General features: G+C 43.2%; 23 protein-coding genes. 11 read left to right on the top strand and 12 right to left on the bottom strand.

The window, feature by feature from the left end:
- The first annotated feature begins 2 nt into the window (after positions 1–2).
- The 7 genes from ACSJJG_RS13835 to nqrM all read left to right on the top strand — a co-directional run bounded on the left by ACSJJG_RS13835 (position 3) and on the right by nqrM (position 5917).
- Positions 3–1241, top strand: a complete 1239-nt coding sequence (locus ACSJJG_RS13835) for an NADH:ubiquinone reductase (Na(+)-transporting) subunit B (RefSeq protein WP_481089716.1) — start codon at positions 3–5, stop codon at positions 1239–1241.
- The gene (locus ACSJJG_RS13830; RefSeq protein ID WP_481089715.1) at positions 1234–2028 is read left to right on the top strand and encodes a Na(+)-translocating NADH-quinone reductase subunit C; all 795 of its coding nucleotides are present in this window, start codon (positions 1234–1236) and stop codon (positions 2026–2028) included. The genes ACSJJG_RS13835 and ACSJJG_RS13830 overlap by 8 nt, the downstream gene beginning before the upstream one ends.
- A complete protein-coding gene (locus tag ACSJJG_RS13825; protein ID WP_047769693.1) occupies positions 2021–2650 on the top strand; it encodes an NADH:ubiquinone reductase (Na(+)-transporting) subunit D in 630 nt (209 codons plus the stop codon). Before ACSJJG_RS13830 ends, ACSJJG_RS13825 begins: the two co-directional genes overlap by 8 nt.
- A gap of 8 nt (positions 2651–2658) precedes the next feature.
- Positions 2659–3255, top strand: coding sequence for an NADH:ubiquinone reductase (Na(+)-transporting) subunit E (gene nqrE / locus ACSJJG_RS13820; RefSeq protein WP_038235359.1), 597 nt, complete (start codon positions 2659–2661; stop codon positions 3253–3255).
- A gap of 15 nt (positions 3256–3270) precedes the next feature.
- Positions 3271–4497: an NADH:ubiquinone reductase (Na(+)-transporting) subunit F gene (gene nqrF, locus ACSJJG_RS13815; protein WP_481089714.1), complete on the top strand. Its 1227-nt coding sequence runs from the start codon at positions 3271–3273 to the stop codon at positions 4495–4497.
- Positions 4498–4646: 149 nt separating this feature from the next.
- Entirely contained in the window at positions 4647–5675 is a 1029-nt protein-coding gene (locus ACSJJG_RS13810) for an FAD:protein FMN transferase (RefSeq protein WP_481089713.1), read from the top strand.
- Positions 5676–5692: 17 nt separating this feature from the next.
- Complete coding sequence (gene nqrM, locus ACSJJG_RS13805) at positions 5693–5917, top strand: (Na+)-NQR maturation NqrM (protein WP_481089712.1); 225 nt, start codon at positions 5693–5695, stop codon at positions 5915–5917.
- A 95-nt stretch (positions 5918–6012) separates the two neighbouring features.
- Here nqrM and ACSJJG_RS13800 read toward each other — a convergent pair whose 3' ends face one another.
- Both ACSJJG_RS13800 and ACSJJG_RS13795 read right to left on the bottom strand, forming a co-directional pair.
- The gene (locus tag ACSJJG_RS13800) at positions 6013–6528 is read right to left on the bottom strand and encodes a sigma-70 family RNA polymerase sigma factor (RefSeq protein WP_481089711.1); all 516 of its coding nucleotides are present in this window, start codon (positions 6526–6528) and stop codon (positions 6013–6015) included.
- Positions 6529–6665: 137 nt separating this feature from the next.
- Positions 6666–8963, bottom strand: a complete 2298-nt coding sequence (locus ACSJJG_RS13795) for a TonB-dependent hemoglobin/transferrin/lactoferrin family receptor (protein ID WP_481089710.1) — start codon at positions 8961–8963, stop codon at positions 6666–6668.
- A 207-nt stretch (positions 8964–9170) separates the two neighbouring features.
- On the opposite strand from ACSJJG_RS13795, the gene ACSJJG_RS13790 reads away from it, so the two are divergent.
- The gene (locus ACSJJG_RS13790) at positions 9171–9674 is read left to right on the top strand and encodes a YtxH domain-containing protein (RefSeq protein WP_481089709.1); all 504 of its coding nucleotides are present in this window, start codon (positions 9171–9173) and stop codon (positions 9672–9674) included.
- A gap of 185 nt (positions 9675–9859) precedes the next feature.
- Positions 9860–10300: a GNAT family N-acetyltransferase gene (locus ACSJJG_RS13785; protein ID WP_481089708.1), complete on the top strand. Its 441-nt coding sequence runs from the start codon at positions 9860–9862 to the stop codon at positions 10298–10300.
- Between the two features lie 139 nt (positions 10301–10439).
- Here ACSJJG_RS13785 and betA read toward each other — a convergent pair whose 3' ends face one another.
- Genes betA through betI form a run of 3 tightly spaced genes read right to left on the bottom strand, consistent with a single transcriptional unit; the run spans position 10440 to position 14244 of the window.
- Positions 10440–12104 (bottom strand): choline dehydrogenase, encoded by a 1665-nt coding sequence (gene betA / locus ACSJJG_RS13780; protein WP_481089707.1) that lies wholly within the window; start codon positions 12102–12104, stop codon positions 10440–10442.
- Between the two features lie 27 nt (positions 12105–12131).
- Positions 12132–13610 carry a betaine-aldehyde dehydrogenase gene (gene betB / locus ACSJJG_RS13775; RefSeq protein WP_481089706.1) on the bottom strand — a complete coding sequence of 493 codons (1479 nt, stop codon included), beginning with the start codon at positions 13608–13610 and terminating at the stop codon, positions 12132–12134.
- Between the two features lie 37 nt (positions 13611–13647).
- The gene (gene betI / locus ACSJJG_RS13770) at positions 13648–14244 is read right to left on the bottom strand and encodes a transcriptional regulator BetI (RefSeq protein ID WP_481089705.1); all 597 of its coding nucleotides are present in this window, start codon (positions 14242–14244) and stop codon (positions 13648–13650) included.
- Positions 14245–14453: 209 nt separating this feature from the next.
- On the opposite strand from betI, the gene ACSJJG_RS13765 reads away from it, so the two are divergent.
- The gene (locus ACSJJG_RS13765; protein WP_481089704.1) at positions 14454–16511 is read left to right on the top strand and encodes a choline transporter; all 2058 of its coding nucleotides are present in this window, start codon (positions 14454–14456) and stop codon (positions 16509–16511) included.
- A 143-nt stretch (positions 16512–16654) separates the two neighbouring features.
- Here the strand turns inward: ACSJJG_RS13765 and ACSJJG_RS13760 are convergent, their stop codons facing one another.
- The 6 genes from ACSJJG_RS13760 to ACSJJG_RS13735 all read right to left on the bottom strand — a co-directional run bounded on the left by ACSJJG_RS13760 (position 16655) and on the right by ACSJJG_RS13735 (position 19637).
- Positions 16655–16981: a hypothetical protein gene (locus ACSJJG_RS13760; RefSeq protein WP_481089703.1), complete on the bottom strand. Its 327-nt coding sequence runs from the start codon at positions 16979–16981 to the stop codon at positions 16655–16657.
- Positions 16982–17224: 243 nt separating this feature from the next.
- Positions 17225–17404 (bottom strand): nuclear transport factor 2 family protein, encoded by a 180-nt coding sequence (locus ACSJJG_RS13755; protein ID WP_481089702.1) that lies wholly within the window; start codon positions 17402–17404, stop codon positions 17225–17227.
- A gap of 1003 nt (positions 17405–18407) precedes the next feature.
- Complete coding sequence (locus tag ACSJJG_RS13750) at positions 18408–18698, bottom strand: ATP-binding cassette domain-containing protein (RefSeq protein ID WP_481089701.1); 291 nt, start codon at positions 18696–18698, stop codon at positions 18408–18410.
- A 130-nt stretch (positions 18699–18828) separates the two neighbouring features.
- A complete protein-coding gene (locus tag ACSJJG_RS13745) occupies positions 18829–19017 on the bottom strand; it encodes a hypothetical protein (protein ID WP_481089700.1) in 189 nt (62 codons plus the stop codon).
- Between the two features lie 156 nt (positions 19018–19173).
- A complete protein-coding gene (locus ACSJJG_RS13740) occupies positions 19174–19326 on the bottom strand; it encodes a hypothetical protein (protein WP_481089699.1) in 153 nt (50 codons plus the stop codon).
- Between the two features lie 83 nt (positions 19327–19409).
- Positions 19410–19637 (bottom strand): hypothetical protein, encoded by a 228-nt coding sequence (locus ACSJJG_RS13735; RefSeq protein WP_481089698.1) that lies wholly within the window; start codon positions 19635–19637, stop codon positions 19410–19412.
- 303 nt (positions 19638–19940) lie between these two features.
- On the opposite strand from ACSJJG_RS13735, the gene ACSJJG_RS13730 reads away from it, so the two are divergent.
- The gene (locus ACSJJG_RS13730) at positions 19941–20180 is read left to right on the top strand and encodes a hypothetical protein (RefSeq protein WP_481089697.1); all 240 of its coding nucleotides are present in this window, start codon (positions 19941–19943) and stop codon (positions 20178–20180) included.
- Between the two features lie 141 nt (positions 20181–20321).
- Here ACSJJG_RS13730 and ACSJJG_RS13725 read toward each other — a convergent pair whose 3' ends face one another.
- Positions 20322–20495 (bottom strand): hypothetical protein, encoded by a 174-nt coding sequence (locus tag ACSJJG_RS13725; protein WP_481089696.1) that lies wholly within the window; start codon positions 20493–20495, stop codon positions 20322–20324.
- Positions 20496–20515: the final 20 nt, after the last annotated feature.

Raw genomic sequence — 20515 nt, 5'->3', positions numbered from 1 at the left:
TCATGGGCCTGAAAAATTTATTTGAAAAAGTAGAGCACCACTTTGAGGCCGGTGGCAAACTGGAAAAGTATTATCCTCTCTATGAGGCAGTGAGCACCGTTTTCTATACGCCGGGCACAGTGACAAAAGGGAAAGCTCATGTCCGTGATGCCATCGATCTCAAGCGCATGATGATCCTGGTGTGGTTATCTGTTTTCCCTGCGATGTTTTGGGGCATGTATAACGTCGGCAATCAGGCAATACCTGCTCTGACTCATTTATATAACGGAGATGCCTTACAGCAGATTCTGACTTCTGACTGGCATTATGTCCTTGCTCAGTATCTTGGTGCATCATTAACACCAGATGCCGGATGGGGCAGTAAGATGCTGTTGGGAGCGACCTACTTCCTGCCAATTTATGCGGTTGTGTTTGTCGTGGGTGGCTTCTGGGAAGTTTTGTTTGCCATTATCCGCAAACATGAAATTAATGAAGGCTTCTTTGTTAGCTCCATTCTGTTCGCATTGATTGTTCCACCAACACTGCCATTGTGGCAGGCGGCTTTGGGGATTACTTTCGGCGTGGTGATTGCGAAAGAGATCTTTGGTGGTACGGGTCGTAACTTCCTGAACCCAGCCTTGGCGGGTCGTGCTTTCCTGTTCTTTGCTTATCCGGCCCAGATTTCTGGTGATTTGGTTTGGACTGCGGCTGACGGTTTTTCGGGGGCAACGCCGTTGTCCCAATGGGCAGCAGCGGGTAGCCACGGTCTGATAAATACCATCACCGGTCAGCCAATCACCTGGATGGACGCTTTTATTGGTAACATTCCAGGCTCAGTTGGTGAAGTATCCACTTTGATGATTTTTATCGGTGGTGCCATCATTCTGTTTGCCCGTATTGCTTCATGGCGTATCGTTGCTGGTGTGATGATCGGTATGATTGCAACGTCTTATCTGTTTAATGCGATTGGTTCTGGCACTAACCCAATGTTCGCTATGCCGTGGTACTGGCATATGGTTTTGGGAGGCTTCGCTTTCGGCATGATCTTTATGGCGACTGATCCTGTATCCGCAGCGTTTACGGATAAAGGGAAATGGGCATACGGTATCCTGATCGGTGCTATGTGCATTTTGATCAGGGTTGTAAACCCAGCGTATCCTGAAGGAATGATGTTGGCGATTTTGTTCGCTAACCTGTTCGCGCCACTGTTCGATTATCTGGTCGTACAGGCCAATATTAAGCGGAGAAAAGCCCGTGGCTAATGATAAACCAAGAAATAATGATAGCATCGGCAGAACGTTCCTCGTTGTTTTTGTGCTGTGTCTTGTCTGTTCGATTGTGGTTGCGGGTTCAGCCGTGGGATTGAAAGCGCAGCAGCAGGAACAGAAGTTGCTGGATAAGCAGCGTAATATTCTGGATGTGGCGGGTTTACTAAAACCTGCCATGACAACGGCGGAAATCAACGAAATCTATAAGAGCCGTATTCAGCCTGAATTGCTTGATTTGAAAACAGCAACGTTGAAAAAAAGCAATGGTAATTTTGACCTGAATAATGCCCTGCGCAGTGATGAAACCAGTATTGCTTTGTTACCAGAGCAAGATCTGGCGAAGATCCGCCGGCGAGCCAATATGACCGAAATCTATCTGGTTAAGGATGAAAGCGGTAAAACGACTGAGCTGGTTCTGCCAATATACGGTTCTGGCCTGTGGTCAATGATGTATGCTTTTATTTCCATTGATATAGATGGGGTCACATCTCACGGCATCACTTACTACTCTCATGGTGAAACCCCGGGTTTGGGTGGTGAAGTTGATAACCCACAGTGGCGTAAGCAGTGGGTAGGTAAAAAACTCTATAACCCACAAGGTGTTCCGGCACTTAAGATCGTCCGTGGCGGTGCAGGTGATAACCCTTACGGTGTAGATGGGCTGTCTGGAGCAACCCTGACTTCTAACGGTGTTCAGCATATGTTTGATTTCTGGCTGGGTGATAACGGTTTTGGCCCGTTCCTGAAAAAAGTACGTGAGGGAGCCTTGAAAGATGGCTGATAGTAAAGAGATAAAACGCGTCCTCCTTGGGCCGTTGTTTGATAATAACCCAATTGCATTGCAGGTTTTGGGGGTGTGTTCAGCGCTGGCAGTGACCACCAAATTGGAAACAGCGTTAGTAATGACCATTGCAGTTACCTTGGTCACCGCGTTTTCCAGCTTTTTCATTTCATTAATTCGTAACTATATTCCTGGCAGTGTGCGAATCATCGTACAGATGGCGATCATTGCATCTCTGGTTATCGTCGTAGACCAGATCCTGCGGGCTTATGCCTACGAAATTTCCAAACAGCTATCGGTGTTTGTTGGCCTTATCATCACGAACTGTATTGTCATGGGACGTGCTGAAGCTTATGCCATGAAAGCGCCACCCGTTGAAAGTTTTATGGATGGTATCGGCAATGGTTTGGGCTATGGCGTCATTCTGTTGCTGGTTGGTTTCTTGCGTGAACTGTTTGGTTCAGGAAAATTGTTCGGTGTTACGGTGCTGGAATCTGTCAAAAATGGCGGTTGGTATCAACCTAATGGCTTATTCTTGCTGGCACCGAGCGCATTTTTCATTATTGGTATGCTGATTTGGGGTTTGCGGACTCTGAAACCTGCGCAGGTTGAGAAGGAGTAACAAACAAAATGGAACATTATATTAGTTTGTTTGTCCGCGCAGTCTTTATCGAGAATATGGCATTATCTTTCTTTCTCGGTATGTGTACGTTTTTGGCGGTATCAAAGAATGTTAAGACGGCCTTTGGCCTGGGTGTGGCGGTCACCGTCGTATTGGGAATTTCCGTTCCTGCCAATAACCTTGTCTACAATCTGGTGCTCCGTGATGGAGCACTGATGGATGGGGTGGATTTGAGTTTCCTGAACTTCATTACCTTTATCGGGGTCATTGCGGCATTGGTACAGATCCTGGAAATGATCTTAGACCGTTATGTTCCGGCACTTTACAACGCATTGGGAATTTTCTTGCCGTTGATTACAGTGAACTGTGCAATTTTCGGTGGCGTTTCATTTATGGCACAGCGTGACTATAACTTTAGTGAATCCATCGTATACGGTTTCGGTTCAGGTATGGGCTGGATGCTGGCAATTGTTCTGATGGCTGCTATCCGTGAAAAAATGAAATATGCGGATGTTCCGGCAGGTCTGAAAGGATTGGGGATCACCTTTGTCACCACCGGTTTGATGGCATTGGGCTTTATGTCCTTCTCCGGTGTGCAGCTCTAAAGGCGAGAGGAATTCATGGATATAATCATTTTAGGCGTAGTCATGTTTACCCTGATTGTGTTGGTACTAACGGCAATGATTTTGTTCGCAAAATCTAAGTTAGTGAACACCGGGGATATTAAAGTTGAAATCAATGGCGATGAGGATAAGGGTTTCTCTGCTCCCGCTGGTGATAAGTTGTTGAATATGCTTTCCAATCAGGGGATTTTCGTTTCCTCTGCTTGTGGTGGTGGTGGCTCTTGTGGTCAGTGCCGCGTGAAAATTAAGGAAGGCGGTGGCGATATTCTGCCAACGGAGCTTTCCCATATCAACAAGCGTGAAGCAAAAGAGGGTTGTCGCTTGGCATGTCAGGTCAATGTTAAACAAGATCTGAAAATTGAGCTGCCAGAGGAAATCTTCGGTGTCAAGAAATGGGAATGTGAAGTTATTTCTAACGATAACAAAGCTACTTTCATTAAAGAATTAAAGCTGAAGATCCCTGACGGGGAAGTGGTGCCATTCCGTGCAGGTGGTTACATTCAGATTGAATGTCCTCCCCATGTTGCCCGTTATGCTGATTTTGATGTTCCACAGGAATATCGCGAAGATTGGGATAAATTCAATCTGTTCCGTTATGTCTCCGAAGTCAAAGAGCCGACGGTTCGTGCATATTCAATGGCGAACTATCCAGAAGAGCATGGCATTATCATGCTGAACGTGCGTATTGCAACGCCACCACCAAGAAACCCAGATGTTATTCCGGGTATCATGTCTTCTTATATTTGGTCACTGAAATCAGGCGATAAAGTCACGATCTCTGGCCCATTTGGTGAATTCTTTGCGAAAGACACTGATGCAGAAATGATCTTCATCGGTGGTGGTGCAGGTATGGCACCAATGCGTTCTCACATCTTCGATCAACTTAACCGTTTAAACTCCAAGCGTAAAATATCTTTCTGGTATGGAGCGCGCTCTAAGCGTGAAATGTTCTATACCGAAGATTTTGATCAGTTGGCCGCAGAAAATGAGAACTTCACATGGCATGTGGCACTGTCAGATGCTCTGCCGGAAGATAACTGGGATGGCTATACGGGTTTTATCCACAATGTCCTGTATGAAAATTATTTAAAAGATCATCCAGCACCAGAAGATTGTGAATTCTATATGTGTGGGCCTCCAGTCATGAATGCTGCGGTCATTAAGATGTTGAAAGACCTTGGCGTAGAAGATGAAAACATCATGCTGGATGATTTCGGTGGCTGATAATATACCCGCAATAGTTTCAGGTTACAGATAACACAACTGTGGTTTGAAAAATAAAGGGCGTATTTAATACAATGAGTTAACGACAAGCGCCCACATCTTTGTGGGCGCTGTGATTTAGAAAGAGCCACAATAACTAAGAGTAAGCTATGCTGAGTAAAAAAATTATCAACTGGGGGGCATTGCTGTTTGCAATTATAATGCTGGCAGCATGTGATGGCCCTAAACAGCAAAACTTGAATGGGCAGACGATGGGAACGTATTACTCCGTTAAATATGTTGCTGATTCATCGACACTTGCCCCAGAAAACCTGCAAAAAGAGATTGATCGTCTGCTGGAAGAAGTGAACGATCAGATGTCCACTTATCGGCCAAATTCTGAACTGAGTCGTTTTAATCAAAGCCGTGAAGTGAATAAACTGTTTCCGGTATCTGCCGCTACGGCGAAAGTGGTCAAAGAAGCTATTCGAATCAATAAGCTGACAGAAGGCGCACTGGATGTGACTGTTGGCCCACTGGTGAATCTGTGGGGATTTGGGCCGGAAGGTCGGATTACCAAAGCGCCGACGGATGAAGAATTGGAGATGCGTCGTGTCTGGACGGGGATCGATAATTTGTCTGTTGAAGGCAATAATTTGATTAAATCCATCCCTGAACTGTATGTTGATCTCTCTTCCATTGCCAAAGGCTATGGTGTTGATGTTGTCGCTGAGTATCTGGAATCTCAGAATATCAAAAATTACATGGTTGATATTGGTGGTGAAGTTCGTACATTGGGCAACAATGGTAAAGGTAATCCGTGGCGGATAGCGATTGAAAAACCATCGGATAGCGGCATGGCACAGAGTGCTCAGGAAATTATTGAGCCGGGCAATATGGCTGTGGCAACATCGGGTGATTACCGTAACTATTTTGAACAAAATGGCGTGCGTTATTCTCATACCATTAATCCAAAAACCGGCCGGCCGATAACGCATAATTTGGTTTCAATTACCGTAATAGCACCGACTTGTATGAGTGCAGACGGCTTTTCTACCGGTCTGGATGTTTTGGGACCAGAGAAAGGTATGGAATTGGCTGAGAAGTTGAATATTCCGGTCTTTATGATTGTTAAAACCAAAGACGGTTTTGAAGAGCGTTATAATACCGCCTTTAAGGCATACTTTCAGAAGAAATAAGAAAGGGGGGAAAGGCGATGGAAGTCTTTATTGCCACTTTTATCTTTTTCTTGCTGGCTTTTGCTGGCATGGCGCTGGGCTATATTTTTAAGCGCAAAAGCATTCAGGGAAGCTGTGGTGGCTTGGGAAGTATCGGCGTAGAAAAAGTGTGTGATTGTCCTGAACCTTGCGATGCCCGTAAAAAACGCATGGCGAGGGAAACTGCTCGTCAAGCGCAGTTGGAAAAGGATCGTATTCTTTGATGCTGTTTTGTCGTCAAGTAAATTTGCAGTTAGAACAAACACCCTGCTGCCAGATAAACAGCGGGGTTTTTTGTCGTTTGCTCAGGGATGGCTGTTCAATGTGTATTAAAAAGGTGGCATTCCCTGTGGGCTTGCTGTAAATAATTTTTCACTGAACTTATCGAGATACCCAAATTTTCCGCAACCTCTTTATAACGTAAGCCTTGGAGTTGAATGAGCAGAAATGTTTGTCGGACTTTTACCGGCAGTTCATCCAGGGTCTCATCTATTTTTTCTAACTGTTCTAACAGCATAAGTTGATTTTCAGAAGAATTTGCTGAGATTTTAGGCTGATCACTGACATATTCCAGATAATGGTCTTCCAGTTTTTTCCTGCGCCAGTAATTGGAGAGCGTTCTGCGCGTTATCGTCATTAAAAAGGCTTTTGGCTGGCGGATATTTTCAAGATCTGACACTTGCATCAATTTGATGAAAACTTCATGAACGAGATCTTCAGCCTGATTGGAATAAGCACTGTTTTGTCTGATCCAGTTGCATAACCAATGATGGTAATCGGCATAGAGTTTCTGGGTGATTTGATTGTATCCAAATGTGCTTTTTTGCACCGCCATAATGATATTGCCTGATGGGATAGGATATAAATAATAATGGTTATTATTTGTATTTAATGAGCGGAAGTCAATGCAGCTTTCAGGAAATCTAACCCTCTTTAGGTAAGAGGGTTAGGGATTGGGTGACTATGTGTCAGTTAAAATTGCTGTGAAATACTGAATTTGTAATTCCGACCAATACCTGAAACCTGATCGCCTAAGTACGGATAGTAATCACGGTTGAACAGGTTATCGATGGTGACCCGTGCTTCAAGCCCTTTTGCAAAGGAAGGGCGCCAGCTTGCAAACAGACCGTGCAGGGCGTAGCCCTTACTTTTATGGTATGACCAGGAGCCTGCCTCTGGATCTCCATCTACGGGTGATCGATCTTGTTTGCGGATAAATTCCCCTTTCCAGCCCATTTCCATCTGCCATTGCGGAATTTTAAACCCTAACATCGCATGGGCAGAAGTTGGCGGTATTTCCGTAATCCAGGTTTTATGTCCTATCCACGGATCGCGTGGAGAGGTATCACGCTGTCCACGCATAGTAGAGAACGATAATTTTCCAAATAGTGTGCGGCTGTCATAGAAAGTTTCTATTTCTAAGCCTTCAATAGTATATCCCGGTAAATTGCGATAATTTCCCAATGATGTTCTACATGAACGGGTTGATCCACTATCAAGTTGGGCTTCACAGTAAATACCACGCCTTCTAAAGATTTCATCTTTGCCACGGTTACGGAATAAGGTGGTACGGATTTGCAAGCCGTCATCTTCAAGTATCAAGTTATCGAAATCGAGAATGGCACCAAGGCGTATTCCTGCCATTCTTTCAACGGCAAGATCGCGGCTGGAACCTCTAAGGCGACTATTGCTCTTTTGTACCTCATATTGTTCATCAACGATTGGAGCACGCCATGTACGGCTGATATCTGCAAACAATGAAAGGTTTTTATTTGCTTGCCACATAATACCTAAATGGGGTGTCCAACCAGTATAAGTGGCACTGCTATAGTCATGATTGACTTCTGGTGATTTATCGTTATATACGGATGCGTTATTTTCTCTACCCCTATTTTTGACATGATCATAGCGAACACTAGGCGTTACGGTGACGCTGCCTATTTTCAGGGAATCTTGAATATATAAGCTGTAAGCTAATTGATCTCCAGCAGGCATATAAGGTAGTTGATAATAACCATAGTTAAAGTCTTTATCCTTTATTTTTCCTTTATCGAATGTCAGTACATTACGTTCGTTTTTATGCCAACGGGTTCCTACCAGGAATTCATGTTCAATCATACCTGTTGAGAATACGCTTTTGTTGTTGATATCAATAAGATTATCGGTGTAATCAACCCAGCTTTTATTACCCATTAATCCACTAAAATTGGGGGAAGCATTTTCTGGGCGAGTATCATCTTGTTTGGTTTTAGAATATGCATAGAGCATCGTCAGATTTAGCCATGGATTATCTTCCGGTGCGATATTCCATTTGGCAGTGTAGTTCTGATCGATTTGATCACGAAAAACCAATTTTCTTTTCCAGGCGCCGTCTCTGCCGTATTCTTCGACGTCAGTGGCTGATGGAACGGCCATCGTACCTCGTTTGGCTGCCCAAGGCTGCCAGCCATCCGATTCAGAACGCATAGCAGACAAGCTAATCGTATGGGCATCACTGGGATAAAAGTTGGTTTTCAATAAATAAGATGTTTGGTTGTTTTGTGAGAACTCAAAACGTGTGCCATCAGGGCGTTTAATATTGTGCCCATCGCGCTTGCTCACATAGAGCAACCCATCAGCAAAACCGTCAGGATCCCTGCCGTATATTGCACCACTACTGATCGATTGTCTGTCATTGGTGTGATAGCTTTGTTTGACAAAGCCACCCCAATCCTCATCAGGGCGTAGAAAATCGTTCGCCTCTTTTGTTACAAGTTTGACCGAACCACCAAATCCTCCATTACCATTGAGTAAATTGTGTGGTCCTTTATCAACCTCTACCCGTTTGATTAACTCAGGCTCAATAAAGACGGAACCCTGCATATATTTCTCGAACCCTTTGGGTGCATCGTCCAATGTGACTTTGATATCTTCCTGATCGCCCATTCCCCAGATATTCAGTGTTTGCCCACCAGGACGCGGAGAGCCTGACATTGAAACACCGGGAAGCTGGTCGAGTAATTGAGCGATATTATCGGCCTGAGTGCGGTCAATATCCGCCTTTTTAAGTACTGAACTTCCCGCGCTGGTGCTGTTATGTAAACTTTCGACAACGGAAAGGGTGGGTAATTTCATTACCTCATTTTGCTTTTCCGGCTTTTGCTCTTTGGGATCTTCGCTAGCATAAACAGTGCCGGAGAATGCCGCTCCCAATACTAATGTCCCAGTTAAAATTTTCTGAATCATGGTAGCGATTGGGCGTTTTTCTAATTTTTGACTATTATTTGCCATAAATTTCCTGAAATATGATCAAGTGAAATATTTTCAAAGTAATAAGTCACCTGAGAAATCAAAAAAGGTAAATAAAAATGAGAATTGTTTTTGTTTGCATGGAGTTTTGGGAAGCATATCATACGATGATGAGGTTTAACCCATAGAGAGTGAGATTTTTGGCATTGAAATTTAAGTTCAATTTCCTTACGTACAAGGGGGTCGTCAATGAAGAAAAAGATTCTTGGTTCTCTGATCTTGGCTGGTATCGCAGCACTGCTGGCTGGTTGTGATGACGCATCTAAAAAAGCAGAAGATCCAGTCCAGCAAACTGGAGAAAGCGCAGTACAAAAGCCAACTGATGCTGAAAAAACGGCTACGGATGTAATGGATCATGCAAAAGAGAGACTACAGGAGATAAAGGAAAAATCTTTACGTGAAGGCCATAGTTTGATTGATAAATCGAATGAAGCCACTGAGCAAATGAAGTCTAAGGTAACGGATATACAGGATCAAGCGACTAAAACCGCGAATGGTGTGTTGGAGGCGATGAAAGCGAAAACGGGTGATATCCAGCATCAGGCTAATGATAAACTCGATCAACTTTCAGATACCATGAAGTCAAAGACGGAAGAAATAAAGTCTGAGGCTAATAAAAAGACGGATGACTTAATCAATCGTCTTAAAGGTCATGATCTTAAAGATGACAGTGATAAAAAAGAGGAAAATTAATTTATATTCTTACTTCAATATATTGTTAGTATAAAGTGGATTGCATCACAAGGGTGATCTAACAATGGTCACCCTTATTATTTTCAACTTAAACCAAGTCTTGATTTCTTATTCTGGCTTGACTTACTTGTTTATTTAAAAGTAGGTTAGTGATGGACTTTGTAAATTATAATCAGGAAATAATAATGGAAATAAAGTACAGCATAGGAAGACAGAATTCCGAATTAATTCAGCAAGCATTTGCCATTCGTAAACAAGTATTTACGGATGAGCAGGGGTTTGATGAAGAGATTGATATTGATGAATATGATGATATCGCCTTGCATGTGGTGGTATTTGATGGTGAAAAGCCAATAGGCGTATTACGGGCAATTCCGAAAGATAATAACATACTCAAAGTTGGGCGGGTTGCAGTATTGAGGCATTATCGTGGACAGGGAATAGGTCGTAATGTTATGGAATTTATTGAAGATTACAGCAGAAAAAATAACGTTGAGGCTATCGTTCTATCTGCACAATGTCATGCTCAACCATTTTATGAAAGCCTGGGTTATCAAGCACAAGGCGGGATTTATTTGGAAGAAGGTGCAGAACATATCTTTATGACTTTGAATTTAATATCGTAATAAGATAATTATCACTATGCGTAATGTAAATACGGGAAAAATGAGTGTTCAAATGATATTATTTGAATATCTCAATTCCCCGTATTAGTGATTTAGTCAGTTTTTGTGAGAATGAATTGATTAATCAATGGTTTTTTACTCATTGCCGGGCAGGGGTATCATTGGCAATATAATATTTTGCCTGACTGCGTGGCAGAGGAGAAATTCCCCTGATTTTATCAGCAATCTTTTCAGCCATCATGATTGTCGTGGCATTTAAATTACCGGTAATAATTATTGGCATAATAGAAGCATCGATAACACGCAGATTTTTAATGCCATGCACGCGTCCTTGACCATCCACGACCGCCATTTCATCAGTCCCCATTTTGCAACTGCATGATGGGTGAAATGCGGTTTCGGCATGTTCACGAATAAAGGCATCTAACTGCTCATCTGACTGATTTTCAATACCCGGACTGATTTCACGCCCACAATATGGCGCCAGCGCAGGTTGAGCCATAATTTCCCGTGTAATACGAATAGCAGCGCGGAACTCTTGCCAATCCTGTTCTGTTGACATGTAGTTGAATAAAATACTGGGATGCTGACGCGGGTCTCGCGACTTAATTTTCACCCGACCACGGCTTTGGGAGCGCATAGATCCGACATGGGCCTGAAAACCATGTTGGTTGATGGCATTACTGCCATTGTAATTAATGGCAACGGGCAGGAAATGAAATTGAATATTTGGCCAGGCAAATTTTTCATCGGTACGAATAAAGCCACCCGCTTCAAATTGATTGCTGGCACCAATACCTGTTCCTTTGAATAGCCATTCAGCGCCAATTTGAGGTTGGTTATACCATTTCAATGCTGGATAAAGGGAAATGGGTTTGAGGCATTCATACTGCAAGTACATTTCAAGGTGATCTTGCAAGTTTTGCCCAACGCCTGGCAAGACATGCACCGCAGAAATACCAAGCTCATTTAATATTTCTTCGGGACCAATACCTGAACGTTGCAAAATCTGTGGAGAGGCGATCGCACCAGCACAGAGCAAAACTTCTTTACGTGCTTTTGCCCGGGTTAAGGTTGCGCTATTACCTTGATAAAAATTGACACCAACGGCGGTTTTTCCTGCGAATTCGAGGGTATCAGTCAACGCATGAGTCATGATAGTGAGATTGGGGCGTGAACGTGCTTGATCCAGATAGCCACGGGCTGTGCTGGCACGGCGTCCTTTAGGGGTCACGGTGCGATCCATTGGCCCAAAACCCTCTTGTTGATAGCCATTCAGATCGTCAGTACGTGGATAACCCGCCTGAACACCTGCTTCTACCATTGCGTGAAAAAGCTCATTATTTCCTGCTTTGGGCGTCGTGACACTGACAGGTCCGTCTGCACCATGATAGTCATTTGCGCCAATATCTCTTGATTCCGCTTTGCGAAAATAGGGAAGACAATCAAGATAATTCCAGTCTTCCAGTCCCGGCAGTGTTGCCCAGTGATCAAAATCCATTGCATTGCCACGGATATAGCACATGCCATTGATGAGTGAAGATCCACCCAGCCCTTTACCGCGTCCGCATTCCATGCGTCGGTTATTCATATGGGGTTCGGGATCGGTTTCATAAGCCCAGTTATAACGGGTTCCCTGCAAGGGATATGCCAGCGCCGCTGGCATTTGAGTACGGAAGTCGAATCGGTAATCGGGTCCACCCGCTTCCAGCAGCAGGACCGACACATTAGCATCTTCCGTTAAACGAGTTGCAAGCACGTTACCCGCTGAACCAGCACCGATAATAATGTAATCAAAAACCATTGTTATCTCCTCTGTTTCAGGCATGGATTAAAATAGGGATTCAAAATTGCCTAATTCCACCTGTATTGATTTGGTTTGTGTGTAGTTTTGTAGTGTGACCAGCCCATTTTCCCGGCCAACACCAGAATGTTTATAGCCACCGACAGGCATGGCTGCCGGAGATTCTCCCCAGGTATTGATCCAACAAATTCCGGCTTCTAGCTGGTGGATCACGCGATGTGCGCGGGAAAGATCTTGGGTGACTAATCCTGCACCCAGGCCATAATGAGTGTTATTGGCTCGGACAATGACTTCATCTTCCGTTTCATAAGTCAGGATAGACATCACTGGCCCAAAGATTTCTTCCTGTGTAATCAACATATCATCGGTGCAGTCACTGAATACTGTCGGTACAACAAATGCACCTTTCGCGAATTCGCCCTCCATCAGACGTTCGCCACCACAAAGCAGGCGGGCATTGCTGTTTTTACCGCTTTCGATATAGCGTAAAACCGACTCCATATGTGGAAAACTTACCAGCGGACCAAAGTTAGTGTTGGGATCAAGAGGTGAACCAATTCGGATGCGTTTAACACGTTCAAGAATTTTTGTTTCAAATTGTGAGAGCAATGCCTTGGGGACAAAGACGCGCGTACCGTTTGTACAAACCTGACCTGAACTGAAAAAGTTTGCCATCATGGCAATATCAGCAGCACGATCCAGATCGGCATCATCAAAAATGATCAGCGGAGATTTGCCACCTAATTCCATCGTGACTTCTTTTAAAGTTGAAGCGGAAGCATTTGCCATCACTTTTTTGCCGGTCACAATACCGCCGGTAAAAGACATTTTGGCAATTTTAGGGTGAACAGCCAGATAATGCCCGACTTCATGGCCAGCTCCGGTCAAAACATTGAAAACGCCATCAGGCAAACCGGCTTCGGTATAGATTTCAGCCAACTTCAAAGCGGTAAGGGAGGTGACTTCACTCGGTTTAAAAATCATGGCATTGCCGGCAGCCAGAGCAGGTGCTGATTTCCAGAGGGCAATTTGAATCGGGTAATTCCATGCGCCGATGCCTGCTACGATGCCCAATGGTTCACGGCGTGTATAGACAAAAGAAGATTCACGTAATGGGATCTGCTGACCTTCAAGGGCTGGAATTAGACCCGCATAGTATTCCAGCACATCGGCACCTGTGACGATATCAACCTGCCGGGTTTCAGACAGGGGTTTGCCGGTATCCAGTGTTTCCAATTCAGCCAGTTGATCATTGCGTTCACGCAAGATATTCACCGCCTTGTGTAAGATCCGTGAACGTTCCACCGCGGTCATGGCTGCCCAGATTTTCTGTCCTTTATGGGCGCTTTCAACTGCTAAATTAACATCTTGTTCTGTTGCAGACTGAAATTGAGCGATAACTTCACCATTAGCTGGGTTAATTGCATCAAAAATGGTGTTATTAGGATCGGTACTATCAACATAAGCACCGTGGATATAAAGTTTTTGTAATCCAAAATGGGTCATAGATTCTCCTTAAGAGTCCTATCCATCAGGTGATAAGTCAGAACTTATCAGATGCTCCGAGTTTATGTTCGATATAATCGATAGTAATTTTGAATGCCGCAGCTATATCAAAAGGCTTACTGCTTAATGCTCTTCGTAGCCAGATGCCATCAATTAATGCAGCAAGGCCTTGTGCGGCCAGTCGTGCCTCTGTTGCTGGCATGGCACGTTTAAATTCAACACAAAGATTGGAATACAAACGGCGTTCATTGACTTGTTGTAGCCGGTACAGATTGGGTTGATGCATACTACTGGCCCAAAATGCTAACCAGGTTTTCATTGCCGCGCTATTGATCTGGCTGGGATCAAAATTCCCTTCGACAATGGCTTTCAATCTTTGTGCAGGCGTTGCATTATCGAGCAATCGTAATCGACGTGCTACTGCCATTTCCAGTTGATGTAATAGATGGCGCATAGTCGCTTCCAATAGCCCGTTTTTATCCTTGAAATAGTGGCTGATAATGCCGTTAGAAACGCCTGCTTTTCGGGCTATTTGCGCAATAGTGGCTTCCTGCATTCCTACGTCATTAACAACGATTAATGTTGCATCAATGAGTTGTTGTTTTCTTATCGACTGTATTCCAATTTTTGGCATGATTTTATGCTCAGAAGATCAATCGTTCGGGGAGTATTAAACTTTTTTTTAATTGAATGTTCAATCAAAATTAAATATGTTTTATTACAATAATTTTACAACGAGGGAGTGAATTTGTTTAAGATAACTTAAATTTTATATTTAATTCAAAAGGTTATATGGATTATGCTTTTCATCTGTTTTAATGCTATTAATTTCAGGAACTGCCTATGAATACCCAAGACAGTCCAAAAAATACCCAGAAGGACACACTGAATTCTGTCGTTTTTTTCACCTCTGCCGGACTGATTATTGCATTTTCTCTATTCACTATTTTTTTCACAGATGCAACCAGTGCTTGGATAAAAAACACACTGAACTGGGTATCTAAAACTTTCGGTTGGTACTATTTATTGGCCGCGACACTTTACATTGTGTTCGTTGTTTTTGTTGCGGCTTCCCGTTTTGGTTCAATCAAATTGGGACCGGAGCAATCTAAGCCGGAATTCAGTTTGCTGAGTTGGGCAGCAATGCTGTTTGCCGCTGGGATCGGCATTGATTTGATGTTTTTCTCGGTGGCTGAACCTGTCACGCAATATATGCGACCGCCAACGGGTCAAGGGGAAACCATTGAAGCAGCTCGTCAGGCGATGGTGTGGACGTTGTTCCACTATGGCCTGACGGGCTGGTCTATGTACGCCTTAATGGGAATTGCACTGGGATATTTTAGTTATCGTTATAATTTGCCCCTGACTATCCGCTCGGCACTTTATCCTATTTTTGGTGACCGCATTAAAGGATTAATCGGTCATACGGTGGATATTGCGGCAGTAATAGGGACCATTTTTGGCATTGCAACGACGCTGGGAATTGGGGTTGTGCAGTTGAATTATGGCCTGAAAGTCCTTTTCGGATTACCGCAAGGATTGGGGGTTCAGGGAGGCCTAATACTGTTGTCTGTGGTGATAGCCATTATCTCCGTGACTTCCGGCGTAAACAAAGGCATTCGGTTTTTGTCTGAATTGAATGTCCTGCTGGCTCTTGGCTTGGTTTTGTTTATTTTATTTATGGGGAATACTGAATTCCTGCTTAACGGATTGGTGCAGAATATCGGGGACTATATCAGCCGTTTTATGGGCATGACACTGAACAGTTTTGCCTTCGAACACCCAACGGAATGGATGAATAACTGGACACTGTTTTTCTGGGCATGGTGGGTGGCCTGGTCGCCGTTTGTCGGATTGTTTCTGGCACGTATTTCCCGCGGCAGAACCATTCGTCAGTTTGTTATGGGAACGTTAGTCATTCCATTTGTTTTTACACTGATATGGTTATCGATTTTTGGTAACAGTGTATTGTATGAAATTATTCATGGTAATCGCCAACTGGCTGAGACCGTGCTACAACACCCAGAACAAGGTTTTTATCGTTTGTTGGCACTTTATCCGGCATTTACGTTTAGTGCTTCTGTCGCCACCATTACCGGACTGCTGTTTTATGTCACATCGGCTGATTCTGGCTCATTGGTGTTAGGGAATTTCACTTCTAATCTTAGTGATATCAATAATGATGCACCGAATTGGTTACGTGTCTTTTGGTCGGTGGCGATTGGTGTATTAACATTAGGTATACTTATGACGGATGGTATTTCTGCTTTGCAAAATACCACGGTCATCATGGGCCTGCCTTTTAGTTTTGTGATCTTTTTTGTGATGGCGGGACTATATAAATCTTTACGGGTAGAGGACTTCCGTAAAGCCAGCTCATTGCAAAATACCTCCCCCACGCTTGTGCATGATAATGGTTCATTGAACTGGAAGCAGCGTCTGAGCCGTATGATGCATTTCCCCGGTACAAAAAATACTCAGAGAATGCTGGATATGGTGTGCCGTCCGGCGATGCAGGAAGTTGCTAAAGAGCTGGTGGTGCGGGGGGCGAAAGTTCAGTTTAATGCATTACCGGCCGAAGAGAACAAGCGACTGAACCCATTGGAATTGGTTGTTGATTTAGGTGATGAGCAAAATTTTGTCTATCAAATCTGGCCACAACGCTATTCTGTACCCGGATTTACCTATCGAGCGAGAGCGGGTAAGTCTCACTATTATCGGTTGGAGACTTTTCTGATGGAAGGAACGCAGGGCAATGATTTGATGGATTATACGAAAGAGCAAATCATTAGCGATATTCTCGATCATTATGAAAAACATCTGAACTTTATTCACTTAAACCGGGAAGCCCCTGGGCAAACCTTGATTTTTCCTAATGGAGTAAGTAACCTCTGTCAGTAGAGCCTAATCTCAGTATTCCACTGGACTCAGGCCTGACTCTACAAGATAAACAACAAAACTATTGTCATGAAGAGCTTTTTCACGTTCCGAATCGTGGTGATAAATTTATATAAAAAAGCGGGCTTCATCATGTTCAATCCTCATCACGAATGGGTATTTGTGCATACAAAAAATCTGCGGCACGGTGGCAAAGTTCTGTAAATATGGCGATTTCGCCTTTGGGACATATTAGACGCCACGATATCAGCCATATTATGTCTGCTGGACTCGGCCCGTTGCAAAAATGTTAGCCCTTTTCGGCTCAATTTGGTGACCAGCTCGCGTTTATCGTTTTCCCCCGCTTCTTGTTTAATCAGCTCTTTATCTTTTAGCAATCGCAGAATTTGGACATTTTCAGCGGGTAAAGCCGAGGCTTCGCCGATTACAGTAGGATTCATCGGCTGATATTGTCGATAAATATAGAGTATCATACTGTGCCCATGAAATACCTACAGGTTTGTGATCATTCTATTTCGCGACAAGAACACATTGAAGCCGGCTCAATGCATTTTCAAAAGGTGTGACGGTAGTGTCATTATCTGTTTTCATGTTTTTTTTTATAATCTGAGTATAAAATAAGAAACCGAGCTAATCGCCTGTTCCATAAATGAAAATAATTTTTTATGGAACAGGTTTGTAAATATCCACTTATTTACAATTAAGAACAGCCAAAATCAAGAGAAAATGGCTTCTCGGTTAAGAACATCCTCATAGTCATGTAATTCTTTAATTTTACCGTTGTTCAATTTGAATACATTAACATATAAACAATGGAAATCTTTTTTATGTGGCAATGTTTGACCATTCAGCCGATATTCAACGATAAAAATATCAGGATTATCTGTTGCATACATGCTACATCCTGAACAGAAGTAAAAATCAGAGGCGCCTGACCAAAACTTGCTGAATAATGCTCAAATATCTGTGACTGGCTCTCAATTGTATCGCGACTCATTAAATGGTAACTTCAAAATACCATCGTCACAAAATAGAGCGGCAAGTTTTGTTGGTGACTTTTCTAAAACTGCTTCTATGTATTTATCGAACACAACTTTAAACATCATTTCTCCTTAGTATTTTACATGTTACTGATTTCAGGCTCATATGACATTATGATTTCTTTATCCATAAAATAAGAAATTAATTTTGAGAAAGTTTTCGCATTTAATATCTGGAAAATCGAAACCTAAGGTTTTAAGGGCCTGGCGTGTATTTTGGTTGTTGTAGATGTTATTACCAATATTCAGCGCATTTTCTTTAAAAAGGTGATCACTGAACCCAGTGCCACGTCATCGCCTTTACCATGCTTTTTGACGAATTCCGTTTGCTGACAAAATCGCCATTTTATTTCAACTGTTGCCATTTAATCTCGCCGAAAAAATGGCGATTATACACCAACCAACCATCAACGGGTTGAATACATCATGTTTATCTTGAACGATTAGGTAAGAGTGAAATTATTGCATTGAAATCTAATAATGTGGCATCAATACAGTTTCATAACGAATCTTTTTTAACTACAGATGCATTTTCTATTTTATAATTGGATGATTAATAATGCTATAGGTTATGCAGATAAAGTGTTACAAAATAACATACCGTAAGGCTTTGTTGGGACAATCTATGTAATATGCTAAAAAATACACTTGGTTGTGCCGCTTAATTAATTGAGTACTTTATTTTTTGCCGGTTTTATTTAGCGACAATGCTGACGTAAATAATCAGCGGTCAATGAGTTACCCTCTTCAAACATTGCCTGTGGTATGCCGCTGAACATCACCTGACCACCCATCAGTCCCTGCACCTTCGCCTAAATCAATAATCCAGTCTGCTTCTGCAATAACTTCTATATTGTGTTCAATGATCAGACAGAATTTCCCTGCTCGACGAGGCGGCGAAACAACGTAACAAGTACCGCGACATCAGAAGGATGAAGCCCGTTGTTGGTTCATCAAAGACATACACGTCACCTTTATTGTTAAGGTAAGATGCCAGTTTCAGTCTTTGACATTCGCCACCAGACAGGTGATCAAGCAATTCACCAAGGCGCATATAACCCAACCCAACATCCTGAATGCGCATTAATGTTGGATGAATTTGACTGTCTCCTTTAAAAAAATGTGTTGCCTGGGTAATACTTAGATTCATGAGATCGATGGTTGCTTCCTTATCTTATAATCTAAGGCTCTTTTATTGAATTTTTGTCCCTGACAGGCTTCGCAAGGTAAGGATATCGAATCCCATAAAAGCCAAATCGGTTTCAATCACGCCTAACCCTTTACACTCTGGACATCCGCCCTTCACGTTGGAGAAAACCATGATTATCCACATGATTAGCCAGCGCAAAGCGCTCTCGAATGCAATCAAAAACACCGCTCCACGATGCAATATGGGAGCGTTTAGAGGTATGAATGGGTTTTTGGTCGATAACAACAGCATTTGGACATTGAGGTACAACCTCTCCCATAATTAAGGAGCTTTTCCTGAACCTGCCACGCCGCTGACAACAAGCATTATTCCTAAGTGGGATACTGGATAGAAATATCTTTAAGATTGTGCAGCGTTGCGTTCCTGACAGAGATATAACCAAGCGGTTTCTTGGGATTTTGATTAAGGCGGGTTGTTAGGACAGGTATTTTCCTGTTAATGTGTCAGAGGCACGTAACCCATTGCAATCGCCCTGATAAGTGATAGTTCCACCGTTATCGCCTGCACAGGGGCCTAAATCAATGACATGATCTGCGATTTTAATGACATCAGGGTCATGTTCAACCATCAAGATAGTGTTGCCCTTGTCACGTAATTGCTGAATCAGCGTATTAAGTTTAGTGATATAGGCCGGATGTAGCTGGTGCTGGGTTAATAAATGTCGTAGTTGATCCCGATGAGACTGCTGCCTAAGTGTCGCACCATTTTTAATCGTTGTGACTCTCCACCTGATAATGTTGGGGTTGGACGGTTAAGATTCAGATATCCCAGACCGACAGAGCACATTGAGGCTAAACGTTCTTTTAAGGCATCGATCAGCATATCACTGAAAAGATGAGTCAATGTAGCGATAAACTGGCCCAGCTCGATAATCGGCATATCGACACAATCGCCGATACTTTTGCCCTGAATTGAACATGACGGATCTGTTTATTAAGCCTCTGTCCATGGCAGACAGGACACTGTTTCATTGCAACAATTTTCCGAAATTCTTCACTTTTGTATTCTTTGTTATCTTTCACAAGATAACTGCGCGTGAATCTGGGAATGAGTCCTTCAATGGGCAGATTTAGGCCAGTCAGGGGATGGGTTCGTCGGCGCGATGTTATCCGCGTAAAGCAAAAGCTAGCGCATTATTCTGCATAATCAGGCGATTTTCTTATTATTATCAAACAAACCAGAATGAGCATATCGGCGCCACCGCCAGGTTCCTGGCGCAAGAATGAGGAATATGCGATTGCCCCTTCATTCAGAGAATTGTCTTCATTCAGCAGTTTTTTTACATCTATTGTACTGGCAATGCCCAGCCCTTCACAATTGGGGCACATACCTGATGGGTGGTTGAAAGAGAAGCGTGGAATACCCGACAAAGGGCTTACCGATTCGGGAAAACAGAAGGCGCAACAAAGTGTAAATATCTGATGCTGTACCCACTGTCGAGCGTACCATTTCCCCCAATCCGCTTTTGGTTAATGATAATTGCGGTGGTCAGGTTATTTATCTCATCGACATCAGGCTGGCCATAGTACGGTAACCGGTGCCGGATATAAGGCGGAAGGCTGATTAAGTCTGTTGGGATTCCGCTGCGATTGTACCGAATACAAGGGAGCTTTTACCTGAACCAGAAACACCAGTGAACACAGTGATGACATTCTTAGGAATACGTAAGTCAATGCCTTTAAGGTTATTTTGCCTCGCACCACGAATTTCAATAGTGTTTTGTTCATGACTTCTCATTTCATTTATCTCCTTCGCGC

The sequence above is a fragment of the Xenorhabdus sp. SGI 60 genome, from assembly GCF_056632175.1.
Note: the sequence above shows the minus strand (reverse complement) of the source record. Positions and strands in the feature narration are given on the sequence as shown.